We start from the raw sequence: 25632 nt of genomic DNA on the forward strand, positions 1-25632 counted from the left end.
AGGGAAGACGCCGACGCGTGCATTTTTTATTCCAATGTATGGGTAATTAACAGGTGTGATGCGAACCTTTTGGATTAATCGATAATCCCATATCCAACAATGTCTACATTCACCTTTGGTTCCAGCCGGATATTCCGGTACGCTGTTTCCCAGCGCAGCTTCTTCCATGTATCTGGATGGTAGGCCATAAGCTCTCTTCCGATACCAAAATAATCGCAGTTCGCTTTCTGGAGTTTGGTCATGAGGGCATTTGCTTGCTCGGTCAACTGTGCAGTAAGTTTCTTGCCCAAAGCCTTTTCTCTGCCCTTGCGATTTATTCTATCGCTTGGATACTCATTGATGACGGCCTTTATGTTGAGATGTATGCTTACTTTCAATGGTGTTTGATTTGTATCAATGTTCATTCGTACTTTTGCTTTTTTTGCATTAAAGGTTACATAATCAAAGGGCGTTTCTTTCTTACTGTTTTTAACTTTTTTTGTGAAATGGGCGAATTTTTTCTTCTGATCGGCCAGCAACAGAAGAAGCGTGGAGTCGCTAGGAGATAGTGTAATGCCGCTGAATTGCTTACCGTGAAAAAGAGCCGTTCCGGCAAGTTCCACTCTTTTTTTTCCAGGCGATATTCGCAATTGGGGGAGAGCAAAATCATGACCGGAATCGAACATGTTAGAACAAATAGTTTGAATGGTGCTAGCAGGAATAGCTGTATTTTGTTCTTCTGTTTTAATTAATTGCCAAATGTATTCATCTATTAGCGTTTCTTCTTTTGTCTTTAATTTTATTATATCCTCGGCTCTTCCATCTACTACGGCGACCCGGGCTCCAAGCTGGCTGCGCGGGTCCCGGTAAAAAATATCGAGCAACCCGTAAATATTATCCTTCGCTAATTCGTTTCCTAACAGAACGAATTGGGTTTTGGAAGCGCTGAAGGGTCCGGAGATTTTTCGTTCTATATTCCTACGCGTTTCATGTACCGTATCTCCTCTGGAAGAAACAATATCATTCGTAGGGGAGGAAGGGCCTCCACGGGAAGAGATGGAACTGTGGATAGAAACGGTAGTCAGTAGATGATTGTTCTGTACCTTGTCTAAAGAAACCCCATATACAAGACGGGTATTCTTCAGCAGTTGCCGATCCCAGCAGCCAGTTGTTATAGAAAGTGTGCAAACAGCAATAAGGAGTAAGAGAAGTCGCTTCATGATGCTGTGTCCTTTCGTTCCTTTTTCCTTAATACATGAGAGAGAAGCAAAAGTGTTAAGGGAATCGCTGCGAAAAATGCGAAGCTGGTGCGGGTAATGAAGAAAGCAAGACGATTAATAGCCAGCTGGCTATCCGGATACAAGGCAATGAATCCGCAGGCAATAGCGGCATACCAGACAGCGTTTTTATGCCGATTTTTATGGAATGCATATCCTAAGCCCTTGCTTGCCAGATATAAATAGCTGACAAAGGAAGTTACAGCGAATGTAATCCATATGGACAGAAAGAACAAATCCAGCCGTTCGATGACTGTGAAAGTAAAAGACTTCAACATGTAGAGCATTGGCTGTGGAATAACCAGAATTTCTTGCGGACTGAATACGATTAAGCATGTAAAGACAAGAAATGTAGATAGCGAAGTAGCGATTAGGTTGGCTATGCTCATGGCTTTCAAGACGCCTTTTTCATTGTTTTCCACATAGGGAAAAATGACAAGCAGCGCCTCGAAGCCTAACATGGATAGCAAGGCTTCGCTTGATGCTTTTATAATGTTAAGCGCACCCGAGTGACCGATGGGAAGGATATATCGGATATCTATATGGGCATAGGCCATGCACGCCAAAAAAATCAAAATGAAAGCAAAGAAGGAGATAAAAACATGAAAGCGGGCAATAATTCGTATATTCTCTCTGGCTAAATAAATCCCCGCACTCACCATGAGCAAAATAAGCGCCCATCTAGGAGTCACATCAAAAACCCAGTTGTTAATGATATTGCTGAATAAGAGAAGAACAACACCGCCGATTCCGATGAAGTATAGCGAATATAGCAGAGTGAAAAAAAATGCCACAGGTTTTCCGATGATTTGAGGCATGAATTCATACAAAGACAGCGTTGGAAAGCGTCGGTTGAGCGCCCAGATAAGAAAAATGCACAACTGGATAAAAAAACCGATCAGCAAAGTGGAAATCCATCCGTCACCATGTGCGATTTTTGCCACAGCAAAAGGGAGGGATAGCAAACCGACACCGATTTGTGTTTGAAAGATAAAAAACGTAAGCTGTCCCTGGGTAATTGTGCTATTTTTTGTTGCCATTTCGTTTCCATCCTCTTGAGAACCATTCTCTTTTCAAATATTGGGGCTTAGCATCCAGTGGACGTTCATTCTGTATCCAAACTGGCAGGCGGATAAAGGCATCCTTCCAGTCTTTTATTCGTAATGGAGCAAATGGTGCAAAATAAGGTGTGCCAAATGACTCAAGCTTGCACAGGTGAATTAGAATGAGTATAATTCCGAACATAATGCCGAAAAATCCCAAGGTAGCCGCGCCTATCATTAGCGGAAAACCAAGAAGCCGTATGGCTGTACTCATCTCGGCAGAAGGCACGACAAAGGAAGAGATCGCAGTCACCGCCACTATAATAATCATCGTGTTGGAAATAAGACTTGCCTGCACGACCGCATTTCCAATAACAAGACCGCCTACGATACCGATCGTTTGTGCAATTGGGGTAGGCAGTCGAATCGCCGCTTCACGGAGCAGTTCGAGCATAACCTGCATAATCATCGCTTCGAGAATGGGTGGGAACGGTACGTGTTGGAGCGAGCTTTTTACATTAAAAATCAAGTCGAGTGGAATCACTTCATGATGAAATGTTACAACCGCAATATAAAAGGCGGGAAGAACAATAGTAATAAAAAAGCTCAAAATCCGAACAGCTCGGAAGAAGGAGCCAATGTGCCAGCGGTCATTAAAATCGTCAGGTGACTGATAGAAAGAGAAAAAGGTAACCGGTACGATGAGAGCGGAAGGATTCCCTTCCATAATAATGGCGGCCCGTCCCTCTATAATATTTGCCGCTGTCTTATCCGGCCGCTCCGTATTCAGTGCTTGAGGAAAGGGGGAAAACGAGTTGTCCTCAATGTAGTCCTCAATATAGCCTGGTGTTTGAATCGAATCGGCAGAAATGGATTGAAGCCTTTTCTCCACCTCTTCTATGAGTTGAGGGTTGGTCAGGCCGTGCAGATACACGACAGCGACCCTTGTATTACTTGTTTTTCCGAGCGTTATATATTTGACGGTTAAATTAGGGTTTTTGATCCGCTTTCGTAAAAGGTAAAGGTTAGTCGACAAGCTTTCTACGAAGCCCTCGTGGGAGCCCCGGATTATTTTCTCATTTGCCGGCTCTTCAATGCTTCGGCCAAGAGCGTTGAATGCTTCGAGTAAGTAAAGGGTATCATCATGTTCTGTGAGAAAGATGCATTGTCCTTTGAGCAGCCCTGTAATCGCCTTGCTTATATCGGACGTTTTTTGGATTCCGGCTATGTGGACGATTTCTTCAAGCTTTCCCTCACCAGCACTAAGAATAGGACGGATAATATCGTCCTGAACTTTGTCTTTGTCTACCAGTATGTCTAAAAAGAATAGCAAGCCTTTCTTTCCATTCCATGTAAGCTCCCTGTGCATCACATCTTGCGAATGATGGAAAGCGTTTTCGATATGCGTTTTGTTCTCTTCCAGACTGATAGAGGCTTTTATGTATTCTCTAGGAAATGCTTCATAAGGCGGTTTGGTACGTTTTTGCGTTCGGAGAAATCGTCTCCGCATGGTTTTACCCTCCTTAATTAAACTATTATGTATAGCTTGCTCTTTTTGGAGCGTTTTGATGTATTTTCTTTGTTTACAACTCATACCTAAAGGGGTATGATATACTATATAGCTTATTAGGTCGAGGTGATAATAAATGGAGTATAACGATGCCGTAAAAAACCGTCTTCGCCGTATTGAGGGACAGATTCGCGGAGTGCTGAGTATGATGGAACAGGAAAAAGACTGCCGGGATGTAGTTACTCAACTGACTGCCGTGCGCTCCGCCGTCGACCGTGCTATTGGATTGGTTGTGGCGAACAATATGGAAGCGTGCATCCGCATGGAGATTGAAAAAGGCAACAGCCCGGATCATGTAATTAAAGAAGCAGTGGACTTGCTTGTCAAAAGTCGCTAGTATACGAAAACAGCACCATGCGTGCTGTTTTTTTGTGTATGGCTATATATTTCAGTTAATCCAGTGACTCTTCAGAGCGTACAAAGATACCATGACGCAAGAGGAGGGCGGCAGTAACACCAGTGCCTTCTCGTTTTGTTTTGGAGAAGGTCCCATCGTATACGAGCGCGCTCCCGCATGAAGGGCTTCGTTCTTTGAGGATAGCCTCTTCAGCCCCGGCTGCCTGTGCCATACGCAATGCCTGCCGGGCACCTTGCAGGAATTGTTCCGTTACATCGTTGCCTTGATTATCAATAACCTTCGCCGTACCGTCAAGCACATCGAAACCGTCTCCATTGACGATTTCCGCCGGATTACGCGGAGTAGGAAGACCGCCTAGCTGTTCGGGGCAGACAGGTATGGCCTTACCGTCCTTAACGAGTTGTTCGATTTCATCCACCTTGTTGTCTTTTTGATCGTATCGACATTCACATCCCATTAGACATGCGCTTACGATTTTCACATACTTCAGCTCCTTCTGCATTCTATTACAAGTATACACCGACAAAAAACAGGAGCAAAATGAAGGTTGAAAAAGGATATGCCGCCCCTTTTTTGACATGAACGCAGGATGTATCAATACAAGTGAAGGAGGAAGAGCTATGCGTTATCATTACTGTCCGAAATGCAGGGGCGTACTACAGGCGTCCGATGATTTGACGGATGTTGGTTTTTTACGTTTGAAGATATATCCGAATTGGCTTTTCCTACTGATGAGATTGTCATTCGCCCATTAAAAGAGGACGGTTTATTAAAATAATAAAAAGTAGGATAAGGCGGTTGAAGCTTGATAGAACAATCTTGGCAAGAGTAGAATAACGGGCACCTTCTTTTACAAACCGTGCTATACTTTAACGAAAGAAGCCAGATGTTTTGCGTAAAGAAAGGATGAACGAGATAGATGCAGCATTTACTCAATTCGCGGGTACGCGATATTCAGATTTCAGGAATTCGTAAGTTTTTTAACCTTGTTCAGCAGTATGACGACGCTATTTCATTAACAATTGGACAGCCCGATTTTGCCACACCTGAACATATTAAGGCTGCGGGCAAGCAGGCGATTGACCAAAACCGGACGACGTATACACCGAACGCTGGCTTACAGGCTTTGAGAGAAGCAGCAAGCACATTCGTGGCGCAAAAATACGGGTTGTGTTACGATGCGGCCTCGGAAGTGATCGTGACCAACGGAGCGAGCGAAGCGATCGATATTGCATTTCGCACGATTCTTGAAGAAGGTAGTGAAGTGATCTTGCCGGGGCCGGTATATCCAGGATATGAACCGATTATTCGCTTGTGTGGCGCAGTACCAGTCTATGTGGATACGCGTCATACTGATTTTAAAATGACGGCAGCGCTTATAGGTGAAAAAATAACGGAGCATACACGTTGTGTAATTTTGCCGTACCCGTCGAATCCGACTGGCTGTACACTTGAGCAAAAGGGTATTGAAGAGATAGCTGAATTATTGGCAGGCAAAGAGATTTTTATCATTTCGGACGAAATTTACAGCGAGCTGATTTATGGCGAAACACACCGTTCTATCGCGACGCTTTCTACCATGAGAGAGCAAACAATTGTTATCAATGGACTGTCTAAATCGCATTCCATGACCGGCTGGCGTATCGGATTTACGTTCGCACCAGCCTACATAACTGAACAGATGGTGAAAGTCCATCAGTATAACGCAACGTGTGCGAGTTCTATTAGCCAGTATGCGGCACTTACGGCGCTCACAGAAGGGATTAACGATGCACAAGCGATGAAGGACGAATATGATAAACGGCGCGTGTACGTATATGAACGGCTTACAAAGATGGGGCTCGAGGTAGTGAAACCGGACGGGGCCTTCTATATTTTTCCGTCTATTAAGAAATTCGGTTTATCTTCTTTTGATTTTGCATTGCGTTTGCTTGAAGAACAGCGAGTGGCGGTCGTGCCGGGCGATGCATTCTCTTCCTATGGAGAAGGGTACATTAGAATTTCTTATGCTTATGCAATGGACGTTCTGGAAGAAGGGCTTGATCGTTTAGAAGCATTTCTTGTACTGAATAAGTGAGGCGGAAAAGGATTCAGGCAAACCGGCTCAGAAAAAAGAAGAAGCCTCCTTATTCCAGAGGGAGGCTTTGTTTGTTTTCTTGCTTTTTGGCTATGCCGATTCCGGTAAATCCAAGAAAGATAGTAAGGATCGGGCACAATAGACAGAAAAACGCAAATGGTAAGTATTCGATTGTCGGAACACCGAGCACTTCGGAGAGAAATACGCCGCATACGCTCCAAGGAACAAGCGGATTAACTACCGTGCCTGCGTCTTCGAGTACACGGGCCATGTTTTTGCGTTCAAGTCCCAGTTTTTCATATTGTTGTACGAAAGCATTTCCGGGTAAAACAATGGACAAATATTGTTCCCCAAGCAGTACGTTAATGCCGATAGAAGAAAGTGCAGTAGATGCGATAAGGCGACCCCGCGTTGCAATAAACCGATGGACCATCTCCATGAGTCTGTTAATAATCCCCAGGCGATACAGCAATCCGCCCATGCTAAGCGCCAGAAAGATAAGCGAGACAGAGAACATCATGCTCTGCATACCGCCTCGTGTAAGCAATGAATCGACTGCTTTGATGCCAGTCTCGGAGACGAAGCCATTTTGAATAATAGTAGCCATCTGCCCAGCGGTTATAACGGGATTTAACCAGAATGCAATTGCTATACCTGATAGAATTCCCGCTATTAAGGTCGGTACGGCCGGAACACGGAGCATAGCCAGAATAAACAGCAGAACAGGTGGAATAAGAGCTGCCGGATGGATAATGGCATGCTGTTCTAACGCCTGGCGAAGGCCTTCTACCTGAGCAGCCGAGTCAGATACTGCGCTTCCGTTGCCGATGAGAAGAAATAACACAAGAGAAATCAAAAGCGCAGGTACGGTTGTCCAAAGAAGATGACGAATATGTGTAAATAAATCTATTCGTGCTAATGTTGGTGCTAGATTGGTCGTATCGGATAGCGGTGACATTTTATCACCGAAGAATGCTCCTGATATGACCGCACCGGCCACCCATGCTGGATTGATATCCATAACTGTTCCCATGCCCATAAGCGCGACCCCGATCGTGGCGACTGTAGTGAGCGAGCTGCCGATACATGTTCCGACGATGGCGGAGATAACGAGCGCAGCAGGAAGAAAATAATGGGCGGATAGAACATAAAAGCCATATACCATCATAGTTGGTACAGTACCGCTAGCCATCCATACGCCAATAAGCGTCCCGATAAGTAAAAAGATTAAGATTGGCACGAGCCCCGGTTTCACACCGTCGACAATTCCCTGCTCCATCGTCTTCCAGTTCGCTTTCTTAAGAAAGCCGATGATAATTAATAGGAATATACAGAGAAGGAGAGGAACATGTGGGGGTGTCTGCAGCTTAATAATAAATGAACCAATAAGGCCGAGCAGCAGTAGTGTGAGTAGCAACGCCTGCGTTTTTGTGAAAAAATGCTCAGTTGTGTCCTCTTGCACGTAAAATCCCTCCAATACTAATTTATTGCTTAAACGCTTGTTCGCTTTTTTGTGCTAAAGCAACCTAATTAAGAATACAAGATTAATAGTTTGTTTGTAAAGTATTGTTTGTTTTTGCACAATTAAAAAGTACGCTATAATGGACGAAGATCAAAAGCCAAACAATGTAAATGGGGATGAGAGTATGGAACATAATGCGGTGCAGTGGGATGTGAAGAATCAGCAGTTGCTGTCCGAAGTCTGTCGGTGCTGTCCCGATTCACACTTTGAGCGGCGTTCGAAAGAACTGCCCCATATCGGCTGCTGTGCATATGAACCGGTGTTTACTTTATTTGAGGTATATAAAATGATTGCAGCAGAAAAGACGGAATTCTTTTTAGAGGTGCTGTACCGCAATCCGCGTAATACAATCCACGATTACGAAATTGTGGCAGGCGCATTCATTCACCCGCTATTTTATCAACGGGATTCTACATCATTGGAATCTCCGGCAGAGCGGTATGACAAGCTGCGTCAATCGCCACATACTGTATATAAGGCAGTGGATGAACGATTAGCATATGCAGTTTGCCAATTCTTCATCGACGGTAAAGGATGCGGACTTAACGCCAGCTTTAAAACAAGCATATGCCGTTCTTTTATATGCGGGGCGATTGAAGAGAAGCTTTCAGGAGATGAACGGGAGTGGTTAGGCAAGAGACAGCGAGCCATTCGTGATGAAGCAGAACCGTTTCATCGCAAGTACAAGACCGTTTTTCATGAAAGAGGATGGACGCTTCCGAACAATATTGAAGAAATCATTGTCTATTTTGAGCAGCTGAGCAGAAAACAAGCGGAGTAAAGCTGGAGAGACTGATTAAAAAACCCTTCCCTTGTTTATACGGAAGGGAAGGGGCCATTGTGATATGATGATTGGTAATAGGCAATGTTTACTCAATGATACGTCTTGCTGTTACATAGTTTTTTTGATGCCAGGAGCTGTTCAGATTACTGATGGTAATGTCTGCTTGCGAGTTTGCCATGTGTAATACTTTTCCATTGCCAATATACATGCTTACATGTGTAATATCCGATTTATCTTGTTTGGTGCTGTAGAAGATAAGATCCCCTTTTTGGAGATTGCTTTTCGGCACGTAGCTGCCCAGCTTTACCTGACGGTCATCGTCGCGTGTATGAATGTCAATGCCGTTTTTTTGGAAGATATAATACATGAATTGCGAACAATCCATATATTTCCCAGGCTGATAGTTGTGGCTGTAATGCGCTATGCCCTCTAAGCCTTTACCGGTGCGGATGATATTATCAATAACGTCAGTTTTGTTCGGTACGTTTACTGTTTGACCGAATTTTGCGGAAACGGATGCGGCATCGGCTTGTCCCGGAATAACAGTCAATCCCCCAAATAGCAAGCATCCTACCAACAATCCCCCAGCAAGTGTTTTAGTGCTTTTCTTCACGTTGTTTCTCCCTCTCTTATCGCCGACGAGGTTAGCTGACGGGTTCGGTCGAAAGGCGCCCGATCGCGTATAGTCGCGATTTCACCCCACTATATTGGTTCCCCCGTTTCAGTTTTGTTGTATAACAGAACTGAATTTGGCGTTTTTTTGTTGCTTGTTATACCTTAACGTAAAAAAGAGGGCGAAACATTATAAGATAGGTGGAAGCGTTTCCTTCATTTGTAAAGGTGGGGAAAAAGTCATAAGCCCCTGTTCGGTAAGAAAACGAACAGGGGCTAGGGGCTATACATGTGGGCATAAAGCTTAGTGATGGGAGTAAAGATGGGCTGCGGCGACGCGAATGGGCATTTCGATGGCGGTTTGATACGCATCGGTTTGCCCAGCCAGACGGAACAGCTCACGGTTTGGTTTTGTATTTACCTCAATAATCCAAACTCGGCCTTTCGTATCAATACCGATATCAATGCCAAATTCTATGAAATTGCCGAATTTTGATTCGATATATCGGGGGAGAATCAGGCTAATCCGTTCAATATCTGCAATAATATGTTCCTTTTCCTTTGCGGAAAATCGATGATGAAGTAGCTCTTCAAGCTCAATGGCCTGACCTCCGCTTTGCAGATTGGAAGTGACCAATGCCTCTGGCGATTTCTTACCTATCATGCCTGTAATGTGCCATTCGTTTTGCTCGTTTTTCTGGACAAGTACACGGCTATCACAAATGCTGTTAGGTAAGAGGGTAAGCGTGAGTCCTTGCTGTATAATGAAAGAGCGTCCTTGCTTTTGGCACCATAGTAGAAGAAAGCGTTCGGCCGCAGATAGGGAAGAAATGGAATTATGGATGACACAGCCCTGCCGGTCCCGCCCGATTATTTCGAGCCTGTTCTTCTCACGGCGAATACGCAGAATGCCTTTGCCTCCAGAGCCATTTACCGGCTTGACGTAGAGAATTGGATACTTTTTAATCATTTTTGCCAGAATGCCTTGTCGCATCGGGGCTGTATCTGGAAGGTAGGGAACAAGCTCTGAATTGCGGCTAAAGAAGCAGTGAGCATTCCATTTATGCGCGAAACGATCGTTTAAGTAGCGTAATCGGCTTACTTTTCTGTATGCCGCATATTTTTTAAATGATTCAGGTGTCATATTGCTAAAGCGATCATAAACGATATCGGGCAACCGTGTTTTTCGCTGTTGCCATGTTTTCATTTCACTATTATAGATAAATCCGTTCACAATTCCTTTTTCCTCACGAATATCAGAAGGGGAATAGACAACAAGCTTACAGCCATACGTTTCAGCGACCATAGCTAGACTGGTAAGGTATGTTTTCCCCGCGATAAAAGCGCCTCTGCGGTGTGTTAAAACTCCGATAAGCGGTTGATTTATAGTCATAGTCTCTCCACATCATCTTTGCTCCAGTCTCCAGCTGCAAGCCACAATGTCGGTTTTCCGGTGACACCTCGTATACAAGAAAAAGCGACCATGCGTGCTGCAAAGCATGTTTTGAGGCTGGGCATATTATCTGCTGCAACACGGGCATACAGCTTGCCGAGCCGATGGATTGCTTCTTCGGTTAGTGTTTTGCCGATTTGCTGCGTTCGTGCCTTTGGGTGAACAACGAGAAAAGATTCTCGTATTCCGTATTTGGCTACAGCGAGAAACCCGAGCAATTTTTTGCTGTGTACATATGCAAGAAGCAGGGTGCCTTCCTGGTTGATGTCAACTTCAGGCATTTCCTGGACCCAGCGAATAGCCTTTGCAGTGATGCGCCGATCTCCGTGTGTTTTACTAAACCTGATTAATTTTTCTCTCGCGCGGCTGAACGTATCGGGCGAGAACGCATAGACGGGCATCTCAAGATTCTCCTACCTCGATAAATTTTGCCTTATGTTGAGCATATTCTACAATGCGCTGCAATGATAGCTTGCGGATATGCGGTTCATCGAATTTGCCCGGTTTGGCATTTGCTTCGATAAACCAGATGTTCATATTTTTGTCAATTCCGATATCCATGGATACTTCACCGAGTGTTTGCCATTCTTTCTCCAGTGAACGGGCAATGCGCAAAGCCATACGGCGAACCGATGTAAGCAGATGGCGAGGCGCAATATGTGGGAATGCAGCCATAAGAATGTCTTCAGGCGGCTGAATGGAGCCGCCGCGCGGGACATGGGTCGTAATCTTGCCTGCCCCTGCTAACCGAATGCCTGCCCCTGTTACCTCCCATTCGCCGCGTCCATTTTTCTGCGCGAGAAGGCGAACATCGAATAGCTTATTGTCAAAGGTCGCCAAATCAATTCCTTGTTGAATGACGTAATTTTGTTTAATTAGGGGAGCAAGATATGTCCATACCTCCCCTTTAGAGGAGAAACGTTTGCTTACCGTATCATCTTGTTCCTGATATTGCACAAGATAGTCGCCATTGGTTATTTTTTGTACGCGGTAAATACCTTTACCGGCCATGCCGTTGACTGGTTTGATGTATACAAACGAATAGGAAGACAGCATGTGATAGAGCTGAGCTTTGGATGTAAACGTAACGGTTTGGGGAAGATAGGGCGTAATGTCAGGATCGCGTTGTAGTGCGGCATATAATTGTTGTTTATTAAAAAACTGTGGATTGTACAAAGTAAGATTACGCATAGTTGATAGTTGCTCGAGCGCGGCTTTGACATGTGCTTGCTCTTCAAACATACGGTTGGGGATGCGATTGTACAAAACGTGCGGTAACGGCAGTCTTTCTTTAATCCATTTCTTTTCTTTGGAATAAAACAGATAGCCTTGTACGGTTTTTGATTTCCAATCGATATTTTCTATTGGTACGACATAGACAAAAGCCCCTTTTTTCCTTCCAGTTTCGATAATGTCGATAAAATTGCTTTGAACCCCGCGGAATCGTCCGCCTCCAGCTACGGTTAGGATGCCAATAAGCGGTCCTATCGTATAACGATTTTTCTGTGAACGAATGCGTATTTTTGCCTTTATAGTGTGAGGACTGGGTCGTTTATGCGTTATGAGAAGGTCTTTTCTCCAGCTTCCGAACTGAATACGGAGTCTTTTACGTATTAACAGAGCGCGAGGTGAATTTTTCGCAGAGATGTGAAGACGCCATGTTCGCCTTAAAGGGTGGATCGATACCCATCCTGTCGCCAGCCTACTCATGGGGTGGCCGTCCCTTTACGATTTTGTACCAGATAGTATGCATAGCGCAATGGATTAAGCTGTACATCGCGTCGGTATTTCCCATTTTCAATCTTCCTAAAAGATGCGCGTCCCGGTTTAGAATTTACCTCGATAAGCCACACTCTTCCTGACAGGTCGATACCGATATCGATGCCAAGTTCAACGAGCCGACCATGTCGGCTTTCCAGGAACGGTGGCAGTTCCTTGACAATAAAGTCGATTTCCCGATGAATTTGTAACAGCTGCTCTTCGCTAAAATATTGCCGCAGAAATGGTTCGTATGTGTGCGCTTTGCCACCGCCGCATAGGTTTGATGTAAGTCCATCAACCGCTCCCGCTCGAACGGCGCGTCCGGTCTCTCCCCACTCGCCATTGCCTCCCTTTTGAACAAGCACGCGGATATCAAATGGTACACCCTCAGGTGTGTGAAGCTCCAGATACGGTTGGGCAATCATCTTGACTTTGCACTGATTCTGAAGCCAAAACAGGAGCGAGGAGCGGTTAGAAAACTTTCTATGGAAGACCTTGTTTTTGAAATCACGTCCATCGACACGATGAATGTTGTTTTTGGATGTAACTTTCATCACACCGATACCGAGTGAATTGCGCATTGGCTTAACGATGACTGCATCATACACGTTAAGCATGTTCTTAATCACCTGCATTGAGGTGACTGGTTCGGTAGGCGGCATATGGGCAGCAATTCCCGGGTGCTGAATGAGGTGGTTATGATTTTTAAGCTTGTCGCCCAACACATGGCCAAGAAATGTAATAGAAGGCTGGGATTTTAATTTTTTGATTTGTGTTTCATATTTTTTACGGTTTGATAATCGGTCATATATGAGCGTAGGGAATGGCATACGGGTTTTGACCCATTTTTTCTCGGTTGTATAGCGGTACGCGATAACCGATTGAGTGGCAAAATTAATATGAGTGGGCAAAATTACATAGACGGGCAGCCCGATACGCCTTCCTGCTTGAGTCAGGTATGCGTAGAATGTTTTGTCGGGAAACGGGAGATATTTTGTACTCGGAGTGGCCAGGATGCCCAGATAGCCCGTTGCCTTTTTTTTCATGACGATCATTTCCTCCTTGTGCGACGCTTAGCTTGTGGCGCCTTCTTTGGCGCCGGTGAGATGAATCCGCTACGATAAAAACAATAATCGATCAACCGAACAACAGAAGGTCGCGGTCCTTTGCCGACACTTGCCACGGAGTTATTTGTCTTGGAAGGCTTCGAATTGATTTCGATCATCCATACTTTTCCTTTTTTATCAACGCCTAAATCAATGCCGAGTTCGGCGTAATGTCCTTCTGTGCATTGTTCGAACAATTGTGCAATCAAAAGCGCATGCTGCCTGACGGAAGCGCCGATGGACTTGCACGTTATTGGCGGGAATCCAGCCGCTGCTAACGCAGATCCAAGGGACAGTATCGTACCCCCGTGTGCGACATTGGAAACAATGCTGCTTGTCGGTGCACTTCGCCCAACGATGGATGTGATGCTCCATGTACCACGTTTATTTTTCTGGACGAGTGCACGAAAATCTACGATGCCTCCTCGCGCTTTGATGAGATGCAATCCTTGCTGCATTAAGTAAGGTTGGTTTTTCATACGTGAACGTAACATCTGATGCAGCATATTAAACGATGGATAGCGGCGCGTAACGGTTCCGGTTAGTGAAGAGTATTGACAAAGATAGCCTTGCTTGCTTCGGACGAGACGGATAATGCCACGACCCAGGCTGCCGCTGGATGGTTTAAGATAAAGATATGGATACCTTTGCAGCATGGAGGAAAGAGATGCAGCTCCCATGTACAGTTCGGTGTAGGGAGAGAACGAGGCTGTCTCTGGCAGTAGGGACATACGTTGGTGAATGTGCCATTTATCAAGAAATTGTTCATTGAAGAAGAGTGAGCCTTTCTCTTTTAATATAGCTATTTTCTCTTGCGTCTCTTTTTTTTCTTCAATCCGGCGTGAACCAATACGATTGTAGACACATTGTGGAAGTGGAAACTTGTGTTTGGTCCACTGGTTATGGTGATATGTCCAGCCGTCTACCGTGTCATTTTCCGGTGAGATCTGTTCCAGAGTGAAAATAAAGCCGAGTCCGCCGTGTTTCCGACAGGTCTGCACCATTTCTCGACAGAAGTCGGTGATGCCGCCGAATGGCCCGTTTTCCGTAGGTGCCATTCGATAGATAAGAGCTCCAACAAGTGGACCGATAATAAGTTTTCGTGTATTCGGATGAAAATGAAAGCCATACGTCATATTATTTTCTTCTAGTAGATGAAGACGACGTGCGAGAGATTCACGGATGCGAACTGTGGAAGCCGTGGCGCCAATCTCGAAATTTACGATCGCGGTCTGTAATCCATAAACGAATTCAAGCGTATGTGTGCCGAAGATGCCGTGTTTTTTAGCAAAGGCAGCCGGAAGTAACAAATCGACCGCAGCGGGAAGGGACGAATCGGCTATACGCTGAATTCGCATATGATGTTGTATCATGGCTCGCTCCCCCTTTCCTGCATGCGTATATCATCCCTTCATCTTATGTGGAAGCCAAGGAGAGCGTGAGTGTTCTTGCCTATTTGTTTGCGGAGAGGGACGCTGGTACAATAGAATGGAGAGTACGAGTGAAGCAAAGAATGGAGGATGAAAGTATGAAGATTACGTATCACGGACATTCTTGTGTACAGGTTTCACATGGAGGAAAATCGGTTATTATTGATCCATTTCTTACCGGGAACAGTCTTGCAAAAGTAAAGCCTGAAGACGTCGAAGTACAGTATGTATTGTTGACGCACGCACATGGCGATCATCTCGGCGATGCGCTTACTATTGCCAAGCGGAACAATGCTACGGTTGTCGCTACACATGAGTTGGCTACATATATGAGCTGGCAGGGAGCAAATGTTCATCCGATGAATCTTGGTGGGGCATACACGTTCGACTTTGGGACAGTAAAGATGACACAGGCTTTTCACAGTTCAGCCATTGTGCTCGAAGATGAGCAGAGAATCATTTACGGCGGTATGCCTGGCGGTTTTCTAATTACTATGGGTGGTAAAACCCTGTATCATCTTGGTGATACAGGGCTGTTCAGCGATTTGAAGTTGATAGGTGCTCGCAACCGGATCGATGTTGCATTCGTGCCGATCGGAGATAATTTTACGATGGGGCCAGAAGATGCGCTTCAAGCATCCGAGTGGGTAGGTGCAGAGTTGACGGTTCCAGTACATTACGACACATTCCCGGTTATTAAGCAGGACCCAGGAACATTTGTGAGCAGTCTTGAGGGCAAAGGATTGAAGGGGAAAGTGTTGAATCCAGGTGAAGAATTGGAAATATAACAGTTTCATAATAATTTTGTAATATACATGTAATATACATGGGGTATCTTAAGAGTGTGATGAAAAACCCCCTTTTTATATACCTCTTGTGTTAGAGTGGCTCATAAAGCCACTCTCTTTTTTCGCCCTAGTTTTCGGACACCGCTTTACATGTGCTTCTTTATATAAAAAGAATTGGATATGTAACGCTGTTCCTTGTCCTGACGCTCTGGAAGAAACAGAAAGTGTACCTTTCGCTTCATGTATCTGCCCCCATTGAACAGGACTGTTCCGTCTTTTGCAGCCATCTCCATGAAAATAAAATAGCGCCTCCGAATAATAAGGCCGCGAAGCTGAATGGTAAGAAAAAATTTCCACCTTGCACAAGGAAGCTGCCTGCTATGGGGCCGATTGCCATGCCAATATACCGCACGAAATTATACATGCTGATTGCGGTTGCCCGTTCATGCAAAAATTCATCTGTTAATAATCTGCTCTGTATAGGCATAGAAAAGCCGACGGTAAGACCGTATAACGCAATGATTATAATCATACATACTATTGAGACATGAGCGAGTGCAATGAAGAGAACAACCGAAAGTACATTTAGTAAACATGTGTATAATAAACTGTTTGTCGGCTTTATGTCCCCCTGTAGCCGCCCGCTTAAAAAGCTTCCTAGCATCACACATAACGAGAGTGGTAGAAATGCAACGCCAATTTTTTCCGGGCTGATGCTATATATATGATTTAGAATAGAAGGGAGAAAAACAAGAAAGCTGTAAAACGTATAAAATTGTGTAAAGCCAAGTACCAATACGGCGAGCCCGGTAGAATTGCGTGCGATAGTAGAAAAACGAGTTAGACTGAGCTTTCTTGTTTGTCCGTTTTCCGGTTTTGTTTCTGGAAGAAAGCGCAGGTTTAGTAATAGCAGAATCAGTCCGGAAATAGATAGGAAAAAGAATACGCCGAAATGTCCGCTCTTTGCTCCAATAAAGCCACCGATGAGTGGACCGATGACAGAAGCAAGAGAAAGGAGCATCTGATACGTACTTAATGCTTTTCCGCGTTGTTTCCCTTCAAAAAGATCTCCGATTACTGTGGCTGCCACAACAGGAATGGCAGCAGCCCCGATTCCTTGAAGAGTTCGGAACAATAATAGTGCATAGATGGAGCTTGAGAAGGCACATCCGATTGAAGCTACGACATAAAGCAACATACTGGGCAACAATATTTTTTTCCTTCCTTTGCTGTCAATGAAAGGACCATAAACGATTTGCATAATTGCGAGCGCTATTGTAAAGACAGAAATCGTAAGGTTTGTTAAATAAGGTGTTGTATGAAATGTTCTTTGTATTTCAGGTAGAATTGGCGTGTATATGTTTTGCGAAATAGAGCCTACAAGCGCACTAATTCCCAGAATGTACAGGATAAGCCGTATGTTCATTAAATATCAACCTTTCTGTTTTTATCTAAAGCTCATTAATGACGTCTTTTAACAGCCGATCGATGAATTGCAACTCGGCGGGGGTATACTTTTTTAGAAAACGGATTACTTTCTCCTCAGCGGCTTGATGTAGCGTTTCATGGAGCGAAAAGATTTTTTCGCCAAATTCGGTTAATCTGAAGTGAACTTCTTTCTGATTGTCCGCCAGGTGGATTTTGTCTATCACTTTTCTTTTTAGTAATTTGGAACATATTTTAGAAATAGCTCCTCTTGTCATATCCATTTCTTTTGAAAGCGAAGTTATATTTTTTGTTCCGTATGTACCGATGCAATCAATTACATGCAGCTCGGATAAAGTAATACCTGCCAGTTCAAGGCTGAGTTCTTTTGTTTTTATGATGAATTGTTCCCGCTCTTGTTTGCTTGTATCTTCCCGCTTGTGAAGTAATTTCTGTAATGTCAAAACAATAGTTTTTTCTATTTGCATTTGGCTGCCTCCTTAATCACATGTATGCTATTTTTGTTTCCTAGGAAACAAAAATAGTATACATAATCGTAAAGGAAATGTCAAAGGAATAAAAAGCAGAACGCTTTTTGGTTGCAACTTCTACATCGAATGCGTAAGATAAATATCAGTGTGAAAAATCTTGAAGCAAACAGGTGGTTAATCAAATGCGCTTACGTAAAAAGCCCGGCGTACGGGAAGCAATGGCGACATATCCGAAGCTTGTCCCGTTGAACGGTGAAGAATACAGAGGCAAGTGGAATTCTTTTTTTGGAAATGATAATCCGATTCATGTAGAACTTGGAACAGGTAAAGGCAATTTTATCACGACGCTGGCTGAGCAAAATCCGGATATTAACTATTTTGGCGTGGAACTTTATGAAGAAGTTTTAATCAGAGCTGTTAAAAAAGCGGAAGCCAAAGAATTAAACAACCTCTCTTTTCTTTGGATTAACATTCAGGATATTGAGAAGTATTTTGCACCCGGAGAAGTGGACAAGTTCTATCTCAACTTTAGCGATCCATGGCCTAAGAAACGCCATGCCAGACGCCGTTTAACCCATAGTGAATTTCTGGAAAAATACAAAGGGCTGCTAAAACCGGAAGGCGTTATTCAATTAAAGACAGATAATGAAGGGCTCTTCCAGTTCAGCCTTAACCAATTCGCCCAAGAATTGTTCCTATTAAAAGAGATTACGTTTGATTTGCACAATAGCGAGTATGTAGAAGGCAATGTTATGACTGAATATGAAGCGAAATTCGTCGGACAAGGCATGAAGATTTTCCGCTGCATCGCTGCCCATCCAGCGCAGCTAGCCGCAAAGATTGAAGAGCAAAAGAGCCGTTCATCAGTCTAAATTCTTTTGGCCTCGCATATACTGTCAATGCGAGGTGAGCAAAGTGAGACATTCTTTTCGCAACATTAGTTATCTTATTTTCGCGTTTGTGCTTGTGTTTTATGGGCTGCCGCGGCTTCCTCTGCTAGCGGATAAAGCCGAAGCGGTTTTATTTAGCATTGTATGGCTCGGATTTGCTCTACTTATTATCGGGGCGAATCTTTACCAGATTATTAGTGAACGAGAGGAACGAAACGCTGCACCGCCCTTCGTCTTGCCGCAACGCGAACGGACAAAAAAAAGAACACAGCATGATTATGAATAAGTACAGAATAAGCTGCCGAATGAAGGTGGCTTATTTTCTGTTTGTGATTGTTATAATAACAAAGTATAATATGGTTAATACAGATTAATACAGATAGAGGTAATCGGTTTTCATAGTTTTGCGGTCACTAATTCGTAGGTGAAAGCGAAGATAGGAGAGGTCAGGCTTATGCAGAAGGAAATAACATGTGCCGACCTCTAATTTTCATAGAGAAGGTGAGTCTATGGCAACGAAACATGAACAGATTCTGCAGCATATCGAGGAATTGGAAGTAGGTAGCAAGATTTCTGTACGCCAGGTCGCGAAAGAGCTCGAGGTCAGTGAAGGGACAGCCTATCGTGCGATTAAGGAAGCTGAATCGCAAGGGTTGGTGAGCACGATTGAACGGGTCGGCACGGTGCGTATCGAAAAGAAGAAAAAACAAAACATTGAGCGGCTAACGTTTGCAGAAGTAGTCAACATTGTAGACGGTCATGTACTCGGAGGACGGGAAGGGCTATACAAGACTCTCAATAAGTTCGTCATTGGGGCGATGAAACTGGAAGCGATGATGCGCTACGTGGAAGCGGGGAGTCTGCTCATTGTAGGGAATCGTTATCAGGCTCATAAGCTGTCGCTACAGCATGGGGCCGCTGTATTGATTACTGGCGGGTTTGATACGAGTGAAGAAGTGAAGAAGCTGGCTGACGAGTTGCAAATGCCGATTATCTCAAGCAGCTACGACTCGTTTACAGTAGCGACACTGATTAATCGTGCCATTGATGACCGATTGATTAAGAAAGAAATCATGATGGTAGAGGATATTTTAATTCCTCTGAAAGATTCATATTACTTAAGTGTAAACCACACGGTACGGGATTGGCATCGGTTTGTAGAAAGCATTGGACATGGCCGTTTTCCGGTTGTCGACGAAAATATGAAAGTAATTGGCGTTGTTACGACGAAGGATATTGTCGGACATGAATATGAGGTTCCGGTCGAAAAAGTGATGACCAAGAATCCGATTACGGTTATGGCACGTGTCTCAGTCGCTTCGGCTGCTCATATGATGGTATGGGAAGGTATCGAGATGTTGCCGGTTGTCGATAATCACCGGCGTCTGCTGGGCGTCATTACGCGTCAGGATGTATTGAAAGCGCTACAGTATGTGCAGAAGCAGCCACAAATGGGCGAGACGTTCGCCAATCAGATTATGAACCGTTTCCAGGAAGAAAAAGGGGAGAAGGGCATCTATTTCCGCGGCGAGATAACACCACAGATGACGAATCATCTAGGGAACATCTCAAGCGGGGTATTGACGACGCTTGTGTCCGAATCGGGCAGCATGGCACTTCGCCAGTTTAAGAAGGCCGATATGGTACCTGAGAATATTACGGTGTATTTCCTAAAGCCCGTTCAGATTGAGAGCACGATTGAAATCTATCCTCGCGTGCTTGAGGTGAGCAGGAAATTTGGGAAGGTGGAGGTAGAGGTATACCATCAGGGAACGCTCGTATCCAAGGCGATGATGACTGCGCAGGTTATTGAACGATAAGAAGAAAAGCGGAGGTGTATGCTTCCGCTTTATTTTTTGTTCTCCTGTTCTTTTTTTAGCTTCATAAAATAGTTCAGATTTCGAATACCAAGTATAAGGTTTACGCCTCCTACGAACAGGAGAACAATACCGATAATGAGACGAATCGTATCCATGCCCTCGAATGTAACCTGGTTGAATCCGATACCAAGCAGAGCGATTCCCATGCTGATATTCATGCGCGCTTGATAAATGCGTGCCATAATTCCCGGCTGGCTGCGCCAGGTAATTGCGTAGTAAATAGCAAATGTTGCGGATAAGATAATGATAATAGAAAGAATGGCCGTCAATATGGGAACTCCCTTCGCTGCGATTTCTTCTCTATTTTCGCACCAATTGCCAAAAAGTACAATCATGCAAAATAAGAAGCGGCTGCCTGGTTGGGCAGTCGCTTTATTAATGGACATAAATATTAGTGAAATTCATGTTTATCCGCCGGGATGAACCAGCAGCCTAGAGACGTTTTGTCTATGTGCACATCCATATTTTCTTCTTTGATATAGCGCTCCATTAACTCTGTTACTTCCTGTGTTTCTGAAAATGCGGAGAAACCGTTTTTTAATTTTTCGACTTTGGCACGTGCCATTTCTCTACGACTAATAACCATGCGAATTCCTCCTTTTCCTTCTATTTTACTAAATTATACGATTATTTGCGAGAAAAAGAAAATTACCGTTTCTCTTCAACACGAATATACATGTGTAAGGAAGGCGAGATCACGAGTGTAGAAAGTTGAAGAGAGTACATTCGATTGTTAATCGTGTACGTACGCTCTGCGACCATCATCATAATGCCTTCATGAAAACCGGTTACATAATCCAGAGGCTTCCCTTTCAGAAAAAATAAATCTTTAATAAGCTTTTTCTTAAGTTCTGCTTCTACAAATCCGTCCTTTGTTTGAAGGTGGAGTTCTATTTCTTTTACCACGTTTTTTTCTTTTTGAATCAAACTATTTTCAATTTTTTTATACTCGATTTTTTCCTGAACGTATTCGACATTTTCCTGCTCCAGTTTGCGAATCTTCAGATGCAGCCTGTCCACCTCGTCCCCCACAATCAATAAAAATACACTCATGCCTGTGAGTATTCCGAGTATATATAAGAGAATGAAACGGATGGAGCGCCGCCAATATGCGCCGGAGGGCACTCTCATATCGAATCACCGTGAACCAACCAATGGATAAGTCTGGTCCCGGTATCCGCTCCGATAAATGCGCTGACAATGAAGATGATTTGCTTGATGACAGGCGACATGTCACCTTCCTGGAAAATTCGTTCAATCTGCATAAATGAATCGAACGTGCCACCGAGTGCGCCGACCATGCCCCAGATTTTCAATTTGAATGCAAGTTCGTACATCGTATGGAATGGCGGCTGGCGAGTGAGTAGCGCTGCTATGCCGCCCAAAATCGAGCCGCCCAGTACGATGCCGAACGCAACAAAAAAGTAGATTGACATGTCTTTTGCTAACTGTCCGAGCAGCATTTTGCTCATCTTCGCACCTTCCTTTAACCATATGCATCGTGTCCGATGTTTTCTGACTTAATACATATGCATATGAATGACAGGCAATAAATATGAATAAAGAACGTATGTTTCTGTATTGCGCCGCACGGTATAATAGAGGAAGAGTGCTAAACGGAAAAGCAACTGATCAAGCGAACAGGAGGAAGATAATGGATAGGGCATCTTTTGTACATTTGCATGTACATAGCGAATATAGCCTGCTTGAGAGCGCGGCGCGTATCCGTCCGCTTGTGCGCCGTGCCAAAGAACTCGGTATGCATGCGCTTGCGATTACTGATTCGCAGGCGATGTACGGAATTATTCCATTTTATAAGGTGTGTCTGGAAGAAGGGGTTAAACCGATTCTCGGCGTGCAAGTACAAGTAGCGGACAGGCCTGCTGGTGGAGAGTGGAGCAGGGAGGAGAAAGGGCATACGCTCGTCCTTCTGGCTGAAAATATGACAGGCTATCGTAATATTATGCGCTTATTATCACATGCCCATATGGAAGGACGCCATCGTCCGCTTTTGGCGAAAGATAGATTGCACGGATATACGGACGGCATTATTGCTTTAAGCGGAGCACAGGATGGAGAGATTGGCATGCTGCTTCGTGCAGGGCAAATAGAGAGAGCAGTCGAGATAGCAGAAACGTATGCTTTGCTATTTGGAAAAGAGAACTTTTTTCTGGAAATCCAGGATCATTTGCTGGAAGAGCAGAAAGTTGTGAATCAACGGACAACCGATATGGGTCGTATGTTAGGTCTTCCGCTGGTAGCAACGAATAATGTCCGTTATCTTAAAGAAGAAGATGCTTCCGTATTTGACGTGCTTCTCTGCATCAGGGAAGGCAAGACGATAGAGGATACAGAGCGGACAAAGTATCCTACGCATGAATATTACTTAAAAAGTGCGAAAGAAATGAATGAGCTGTTTATTTTTCTGCCTGAAGCTCTTGAGAATACAGTGCGAATCGCCGATCGCTGCAATGTGGAACTGCCGCTTGGCGATTCGATTTTGCCGTATTTTCCGGTGCCGGATGGTCAAACCGCCACCGATTATTTGCGTCAAATATGCGATGAAGGTCTTGTGATGCGATATGGCAAGGAAGCGAGTAGCGAAGTACGTGAGCGGCTTGATTATGAACTTGGTGTCATTGCGCGCATGGGCTTCTCTGATTATTTTTTAATTGTGTGGGATTTTATCCGTTATGCGCGGGAGCAGGGCATCGCGGTTGGTCCGGGTCGCGGTTCAGCGGCAGGCAGTCTCGTAGCATATGTGCTGCAGATTACGAATATCGATCCTGTGAAATACAAGCTGTTGTTCGAGCGTTTCCTGAATCCGGAACGGGTCAGCATGCCTGATATTGATATTGATTTTAGCTATGAGCGGCGCGACGAAGTCATTGATTATGTGGTGCGCAAGTATGGCAGGGAACGAGTGGCGCAGATTATTACGTTTGGAACGATGGCGGCACGTGCAGCGGTACGGGATGTAGGGCGGGCGCTTGATACACCGCTTTCGGTCGTGGATCGAATCGCAAAAATGATTCCAGCTGAACTTGGCATCACCCTTGATAGGGCGCTTGCCAAAAGCAAAAGTTTGCGTCAGGCGACAGAAGAAAATCCGCAGGTCGAGAAGCTCCTTACAGCAGCGCGTGCTGTAGAAGGTCTGCCACGCCATGCTTCTACCCATGCAGCTGGCGTGGTCATTTCGCGCGATCCGTTGACTGAATATGTGCCAATTCAACAAGGACATGACGGTCATGGACTTACGCAGTATGCGATGGAAGCGCTTGAAGAGGTCGGACTGCTTAAGATGGATTTCCTTGGGTTAAAAAATTTAACCTTACTTGAGAGGGCTATTAAGCTCATAAGGCAGGAAGAGGGACAGGAAATTGATTTGGCAACTTTGCCACTTGATGATGCCCGTACGTATCGCATGCTGTCTGAAGCGGATACGGCAGGCGTATTTCAATTGGAATCCTCTGGCATGCGTCATGTGCTTAGAGAGGTCAAGCCGTCTGTATTTGAAGATATTGTCGCGGTGCTGGCATTGTTCAGACCAGGTCCGATGGAGTTTATTCCCGATTTTGCAGCGGCCAAGCATGGCAAAAAGAAAGTGGAATATATGCATCCGGTATTGGAGCCGATTCTTCAGGATACGTATGGCTTCATCCTATATCAAGAGCAGATTATGCAAATTGCTTCTACAGTGGCAGGATTTACATTAGGCGAAGCTGATATTCTGCGTCGTGCCGTATCCAAGAAAAAGCGGGATCTTTTGCAGGAACAGCGGGAGAAATTTGTTGCTGGTGCTCTTGCACAAGGATATGATGCTATGCTAGCCAATCAATTGTATGACATGATTGTTAGATTTGCCGATTACGGTTTTAACCGGAGCCATAGTGCAGCATATGCTATGATTGCGTACCATATGGCTTATTTGAAAGCTAATCACCCCGTTGCCTTTCTCGCCTCTCTTCTGACCATGGCGCAGGGAAGCACAGAAAAAATCGCGGAATATATAGAGGAGTGTAAGCGCCGTTCTATCTCTGTACTCGGGCCTAATGTGAACTGTAGTGAAGTTGATTTTACGGTGGAGGGTGGAAGCATTCGATTTGGCTTGGCAGCCATTAAAAATGTTGGTGTTCAGGCGATTCGCAGGATTCTTGAAGAACGAGAAGAGAAGCCGTTTACAGGGCTTGCGGATTTTTGTCTGCGCATCGACCAGCGGGTATGTAATCGTCGTGTACTAGAAGCACTTATCAAAAGCGGTGCCATGGATGACTTTTCCTCTAATCGTGCTGCTCTTTTGGCTGCGCTTGATGAGACAATGGAATGGGCACAGCGCATGCGCAAGCTCAATGAAGGAGAGCAAATTGATTTTTTTACTCAGGAAAGCTCTAGCGCTGAGAAAGCCCCGGAAATACCGGAGGGCATCGCGGATTTTGCTCAAAAGGAAAAGCTTCTTCAGGAGAAAGAATTGCTTGGTCTCTATTTGTCAGGTCATCCGTTGGACAACTATCGTGGCGTATGCGAACGGCTCTCTTTCTTACCGCTGGGTCAGTTGCGTGAAATGCAGGACAAACAGTCAATTCGCCTTGCTGGTATGGTGGTTGGTGTCCGCAGCATTATGACCCGTCACGGACAGCCGATGGCGTTCGTTCAGCTTGAGGACCAGACTTCCCGCGTCGAAGTGGTTGTGTTTCCTGGTGTTTATCATCATGCATCTCAATTATTGGAAAAGGGACGTTTGCTTGCAGTAGAAGGAAAGGCCAATCATCAGGGAGAAGAAGTCAAATGTATTGCCGATCGAATAAAAGATATTGCGAAGCTGGACCAACCGGAACTACAAACCGGGTCGTCACCCGTTATGTTTGTCAAAATTGAAGCTGAGATGGAAGCAGACCTGGAAAAAATGCAGTATTTGCAGCAAATTTTACGGGATGATTCTGGAAAAAGCCCAGTCATTTTATATTATGCAGCCACACGAAAGTCTGTTCAACTGGCACCGGAGTACAACACTAGTGCAACAAATGAAATAATTAGCAAAATTGAGAAAATTACAGGGAAAGGACACGTTATTATAAAAAATCGGTAATTTTATACGAAAAAACGTCCAAAAGCGGCCCTCATCTGGTTTACAGATTGGCCGCTTTTGATATAATGGGATAATAATAATCGAAGTGGTCAGACCACTT

At 44.6% G+C, this 25632-nt stretch carries 26 protein-coding genes and 1 riboswitch; of the genes, 9 read left to right on the plus strand and 17 right to left on the minus strand.

The features are described from left to right. Positions 1-74 precede the first annotated feature (74 nt). The 3 genes from HMPREF0083_RS14500 to HMPREF0083_RS14510 are packed head-to-tail and all read right to left on the minus strand — an operon-like array spanning position 75 to position 3809. Positions 75-1199 (minus strand): Ger(x)C family spore germination protein, encoded by a 1125-nt coding sequence (locus tag HMPREF0083_RS14500; RefSeq protein WP_021622245.1) that lies wholly within the window; start codon positions 1197-1199, stop codon positions 75-77. Then, the gene (locus HMPREF0083_RS14505) at positions 1196-2296 is read right to left on the minus strand and encodes a GerAB/ArcD/ProY family transporter (RefSeq protein WP_021622246.1); all 1101 of its coding nucleotides are present in this window, start codon (positions 2294-2296) and stop codon (positions 1196-1198) included. The genes HMPREF0083_RS14500 and HMPREF0083_RS14505 overlap by 4 nt, the downstream gene beginning before the upstream one ends. Next, positions 2280-3809, minus strand: coding sequence for a spore germination protein (locus HMPREF0083_RS14510; protein WP_081696087.1), 1530 nt, complete (start codon positions 3807-3809; stop codon positions 2280-2282). The genes HMPREF0083_RS14505 and HMPREF0083_RS14510 overlap by 17 nt, the downstream gene beginning before the upstream one ends. Positions 3810-3945: 136 nt before the next feature. On the opposite strand from HMPREF0083_RS14510, the gene HMPREF0083_RS14515 reads away from it, so the two are divergent. Beyond that, positions 3946-4206 carry a metal-sensitive transcriptional regulator gene (locus tag HMPREF0083_RS14515; protein ID WP_021622248.1) on the plus strand — a complete coding sequence of 87 codons (261 nt, stop codon included), beginning with the start codon at positions 3946-3948 and terminating at the stop codon, positions 4204-4206. A 55-nt stretch (positions 4207-4261) separates the two neighbouring features. Here HMPREF0083_RS14515 and HMPREF0083_RS14520 read toward each other — a convergent pair whose 3' ends face one another. Continuing rightward, on the minus strand, positions 4262-4708 hold the full coding sequence (locus tag HMPREF0083_RS14520; RefSeq protein ID WP_040302887.1) for a 2-thiouracil desulfurase family protein: 447 nt from the start codon (positions 4706-4708) through the stop codon (positions 4262-4264). A gap of 139 nt (positions 4709-4847) precedes the next feature. Between HMPREF0083_RS14520 and HMPREF0083_RS29780 the strand changes: the two genes are divergently transcribed. Beyond that, positions 4848-4982, plus strand: coding sequence for a hypothetical protein (locus HMPREF0083_RS29780; protein ID WP_021622250.1), 135 nt, complete (start codon positions 4848-4850; stop codon positions 4980-4982). 164 nt (positions 4983-5146) lie between these two features. Beyond that, positions 5147-6304: an aminotransferase A gene (locus HMPREF0083_RS14525; RefSeq protein WP_021622251.1), complete on the plus strand. Its 1158-nt coding sequence runs from the start codon at positions 5147-5149 to the stop codon at positions 6302-6304. Positions 6305-6353: 49 nt separating this feature from the next. Here HMPREF0083_RS14525 and nhaC read toward each other — a convergent pair whose 3' ends face one another. Continuing rightward, positions 6354-7766, minus strand: a complete 1413-nt coding sequence (nhaC, locus tag HMPREF0083_RS14530; RefSeq protein WP_040302889.1) for a Na+/H+ antiporter NhaC — start codon at positions 7764-7766, stop codon at positions 6354-6356. A gap of 139 nt (positions 7767-7905) precedes the next feature. Here nhaC and HMPREF0083_RS14535 point away from each other — a divergent pair, with 139 nt between their 5' ends. Then, the gene (locus HMPREF0083_RS14535; protein ID WP_021622253.1) at positions 7906-8607 is read left to right on the plus strand and encodes a hypothetical protein; all 702 of its coding nucleotides are present in this window, start codon (positions 7906-7908) and stop codon (positions 8605-8607) included. 88 nt (positions 8608-8695) lie between these two features. Here HMPREF0083_RS14535 and HMPREF0083_RS26450 read toward each other — a convergent pair whose 3' ends face one another. From HMPREF0083_RS26450 to HMPREF0083_RS14565, 6 genes are all read right to left on the minus strand, one after another. Further along, positions 8696-9223 (minus strand): C40 family peptidase, encoded by a 528-nt coding sequence (locus HMPREF0083_RS26450; protein ID WP_021622254.1) that lies wholly within the window; start codon positions 9221-9223, stop codon positions 8696-8698. 6 nt (positions 9224-9229) lie between these two features. Continuing rightward, positions 9230-9375: riboswitch (cyclic di-AMP (ydaO/yuaA leader) on the minus strand. Positions 9376-9526: 151 nt separating this feature from the next. Next, positions 9527-10615, minus strand: a complete 1089-nt coding sequence (locus HMPREF0083_RS14545; protein WP_021622255.1) for a YheC/YheD family endospore coat-associated protein — start codon at positions 10613-10615, stop codon at positions 9527-9529. Continuing rightward, complete coding sequence (locus tag HMPREF0083_RS14550; protein ID WP_021622256.1) at positions 10612-11076, minus strand: GNAT family N-acetyltransferase; 465 nt, start codon at positions 11074-11076, stop codon at positions 10612-10614. Before HMPREF0083_RS14550 ends, HMPREF0083_RS14545 begins: the two co-directional genes overlap by 4 nt. A gap of 1 nt (position 11077) precedes the next feature. Further along, positions 11078-12385 carry a YheC/YheD family endospore coat-associated protein gene (locus HMPREF0083_RS14555; RefSeq protein WP_021622257.1) on the minus strand — a complete coding sequence of 436 codons (1308 nt, stop codon included), beginning with the start codon at positions 12383-12385 and terminating at the stop codon, positions 11078-11080. Beyond that, positions 12382-13482: a YheC/YheD family endospore coat-associated protein gene (locus tag HMPREF0083_RS14560; RefSeq protein ID WP_040302913.1), complete on the minus strand. Its 1101-nt coding sequence runs from the start codon at positions 13480-13482 to the stop codon at positions 12382-12384. The genes HMPREF0083_RS14555 and HMPREF0083_RS14560 overlap by 4 nt, the downstream gene beginning before the upstream one ends. A gap of 5 nt (positions 13483-13487) precedes the next feature. Beyond that, positions 13488-14915: a YheC/YheD family endospore coat-associated protein gene (locus HMPREF0083_RS14565; RefSeq protein WP_021622259.1), complete on the minus strand. Its 1428-nt coding sequence runs from the start codon at positions 14913-14915 to the stop codon at positions 13488-13490. A 155-nt stretch (positions 14916-15070) separates the two neighbouring features. On the opposite strand from HMPREF0083_RS14565, the gene HMPREF0083_RS14570 reads away from it, so the two are divergent. After that, entirely contained in the window at positions 15071-15760 is a 690-nt protein-coding gene (locus HMPREF0083_RS14570) for a metal-dependent hydrolase (RefSeq protein ID WP_040302892.1), read from the plus strand. Between the two features lie 238 nt (positions 15761-15998). Here the strand turns inward: HMPREF0083_RS14570 and HMPREF0083_RS14575 are convergent, their stop codons facing one another. Next, positions 15999-17186: an MFS transporter gene (locus HMPREF0083_RS14575; protein ID WP_021622261.1), complete on the minus strand. Its 1188-nt coding sequence runs from the start codon at positions 17184-17186 to the stop codon at positions 15999-16001. 25 nt (positions 17187-17211) lie between these two features. After that, positions 17212-17673, minus strand: a complete 462-nt coding sequence (locus tag HMPREF0083_RS14580) for a MarR family transcriptional regulator (protein WP_021622262.1) — start codon at positions 17671-17673, stop codon at positions 17212-17214. Positions 17674-17858: 185 nt separating this feature from the next. On the opposite strand from HMPREF0083_RS14580, the gene trmB reads away from it, so the two are divergent. The 3 genes from trmB (at position 17859) to HMPREF0083_RS14595 (ending at position 20386) form a co-directional block, all read left to right on the plus strand. Continuing rightward, positions 17859-18548 (plus strand): tRNA (guanosine(46)-N7)-methyltransferase TrmB, encoded by a 690-nt coding sequence (gene trmB / locus HMPREF0083_RS14585; RefSeq protein ID WP_021622263.1) that lies wholly within the window; start codon positions 17859-17861, stop codon positions 18546-18548. A 43-nt stretch (positions 18549-18591) separates the two neighbouring features. Then, positions 18592-18852, plus strand: a complete 261-nt coding sequence (locus HMPREF0083_RS14590) for a hypothetical protein (RefSeq protein WP_051354668.1) — start codon at positions 18592-18594, stop codon at positions 18850-18852. A 223-nt stretch (positions 18853-19075) separates the two neighbouring features. Next, entirely contained in the window at positions 19076-20386 is a 1311-nt protein-coding gene (locus HMPREF0083_RS14595) for a DRTGG domain-containing protein (protein ID WP_021622265.1), read from the plus strand. 29 nt (positions 20387-20415) lie between these two features. Here the strand turns inward: HMPREF0083_RS14595 and HMPREF0083_RS14600 are convergent, their stop codons facing one another. The 4 genes from HMPREF0083_RS14600 to HMPREF0083_RS14615 form a co-directional block, all read right to left on the minus strand. Then, positions 20416-20832 (minus strand): YtpI family protein, encoded by a 417-nt coding sequence (locus tag HMPREF0083_RS14600; protein ID WP_021622266.1) that lies wholly within the window; start codon positions 20830-20832, stop codon positions 20416-20418. Positions 20833-20837: 5 nt separating this feature from the next. Next, a complete protein-coding gene (locus HMPREF0083_RS14605; protein ID WP_021622267.1) occupies positions 20838-21032 on the minus strand; it encodes a YtzJ family protein in 195 nt (64 codons plus the stop codon). Positions 21033-21094: 62 nt separating this feature from the next. Next, positions 21095-21499, minus strand: a complete 405-nt coding sequence (locus HMPREF0083_RS14610; RefSeq protein WP_148315978.1) for a sporulation membrane protein YtrI — start codon at positions 21497-21499, stop codon at positions 21095-21097. A gap of 74 nt (positions 21500-21573) precedes the next feature. Further along, entirely contained in the window at positions 21574-21918 is a 345-nt protein-coding gene (locus HMPREF0083_RS14615; protein ID WP_021622269.1) for a YtrH family sporulation protein, read from the minus strand. Positions 21919-22100: 182 nt separating this feature from the next. Here HMPREF0083_RS14615 and HMPREF0083_RS14620 point away from each other — a divergent pair, with 182 nt between their 5' ends. Beyond that, positions 22101-25532, plus strand: a complete 3432-nt coding sequence (locus tag HMPREF0083_RS14620; RefSeq protein WP_040302894.1) for a DNA polymerase III subunit alpha — start codon at positions 22101-22103, stop codon at positions 25530-25532. Positions 25533-25632 lie beyond the last annotated feature (100 nt).

The organism is Aneurinibacillus aneurinilyticus ATCC 12856, from assembly GCF_000466385.1.
Taxonomy (GTDB): domain Bacteria; phylum Bacillota; class Bacilli; order Aneurinibacillales; family Aneurinibacillaceae; genus Aneurinibacillus; species Aneurinibacillus aneurinilyticus.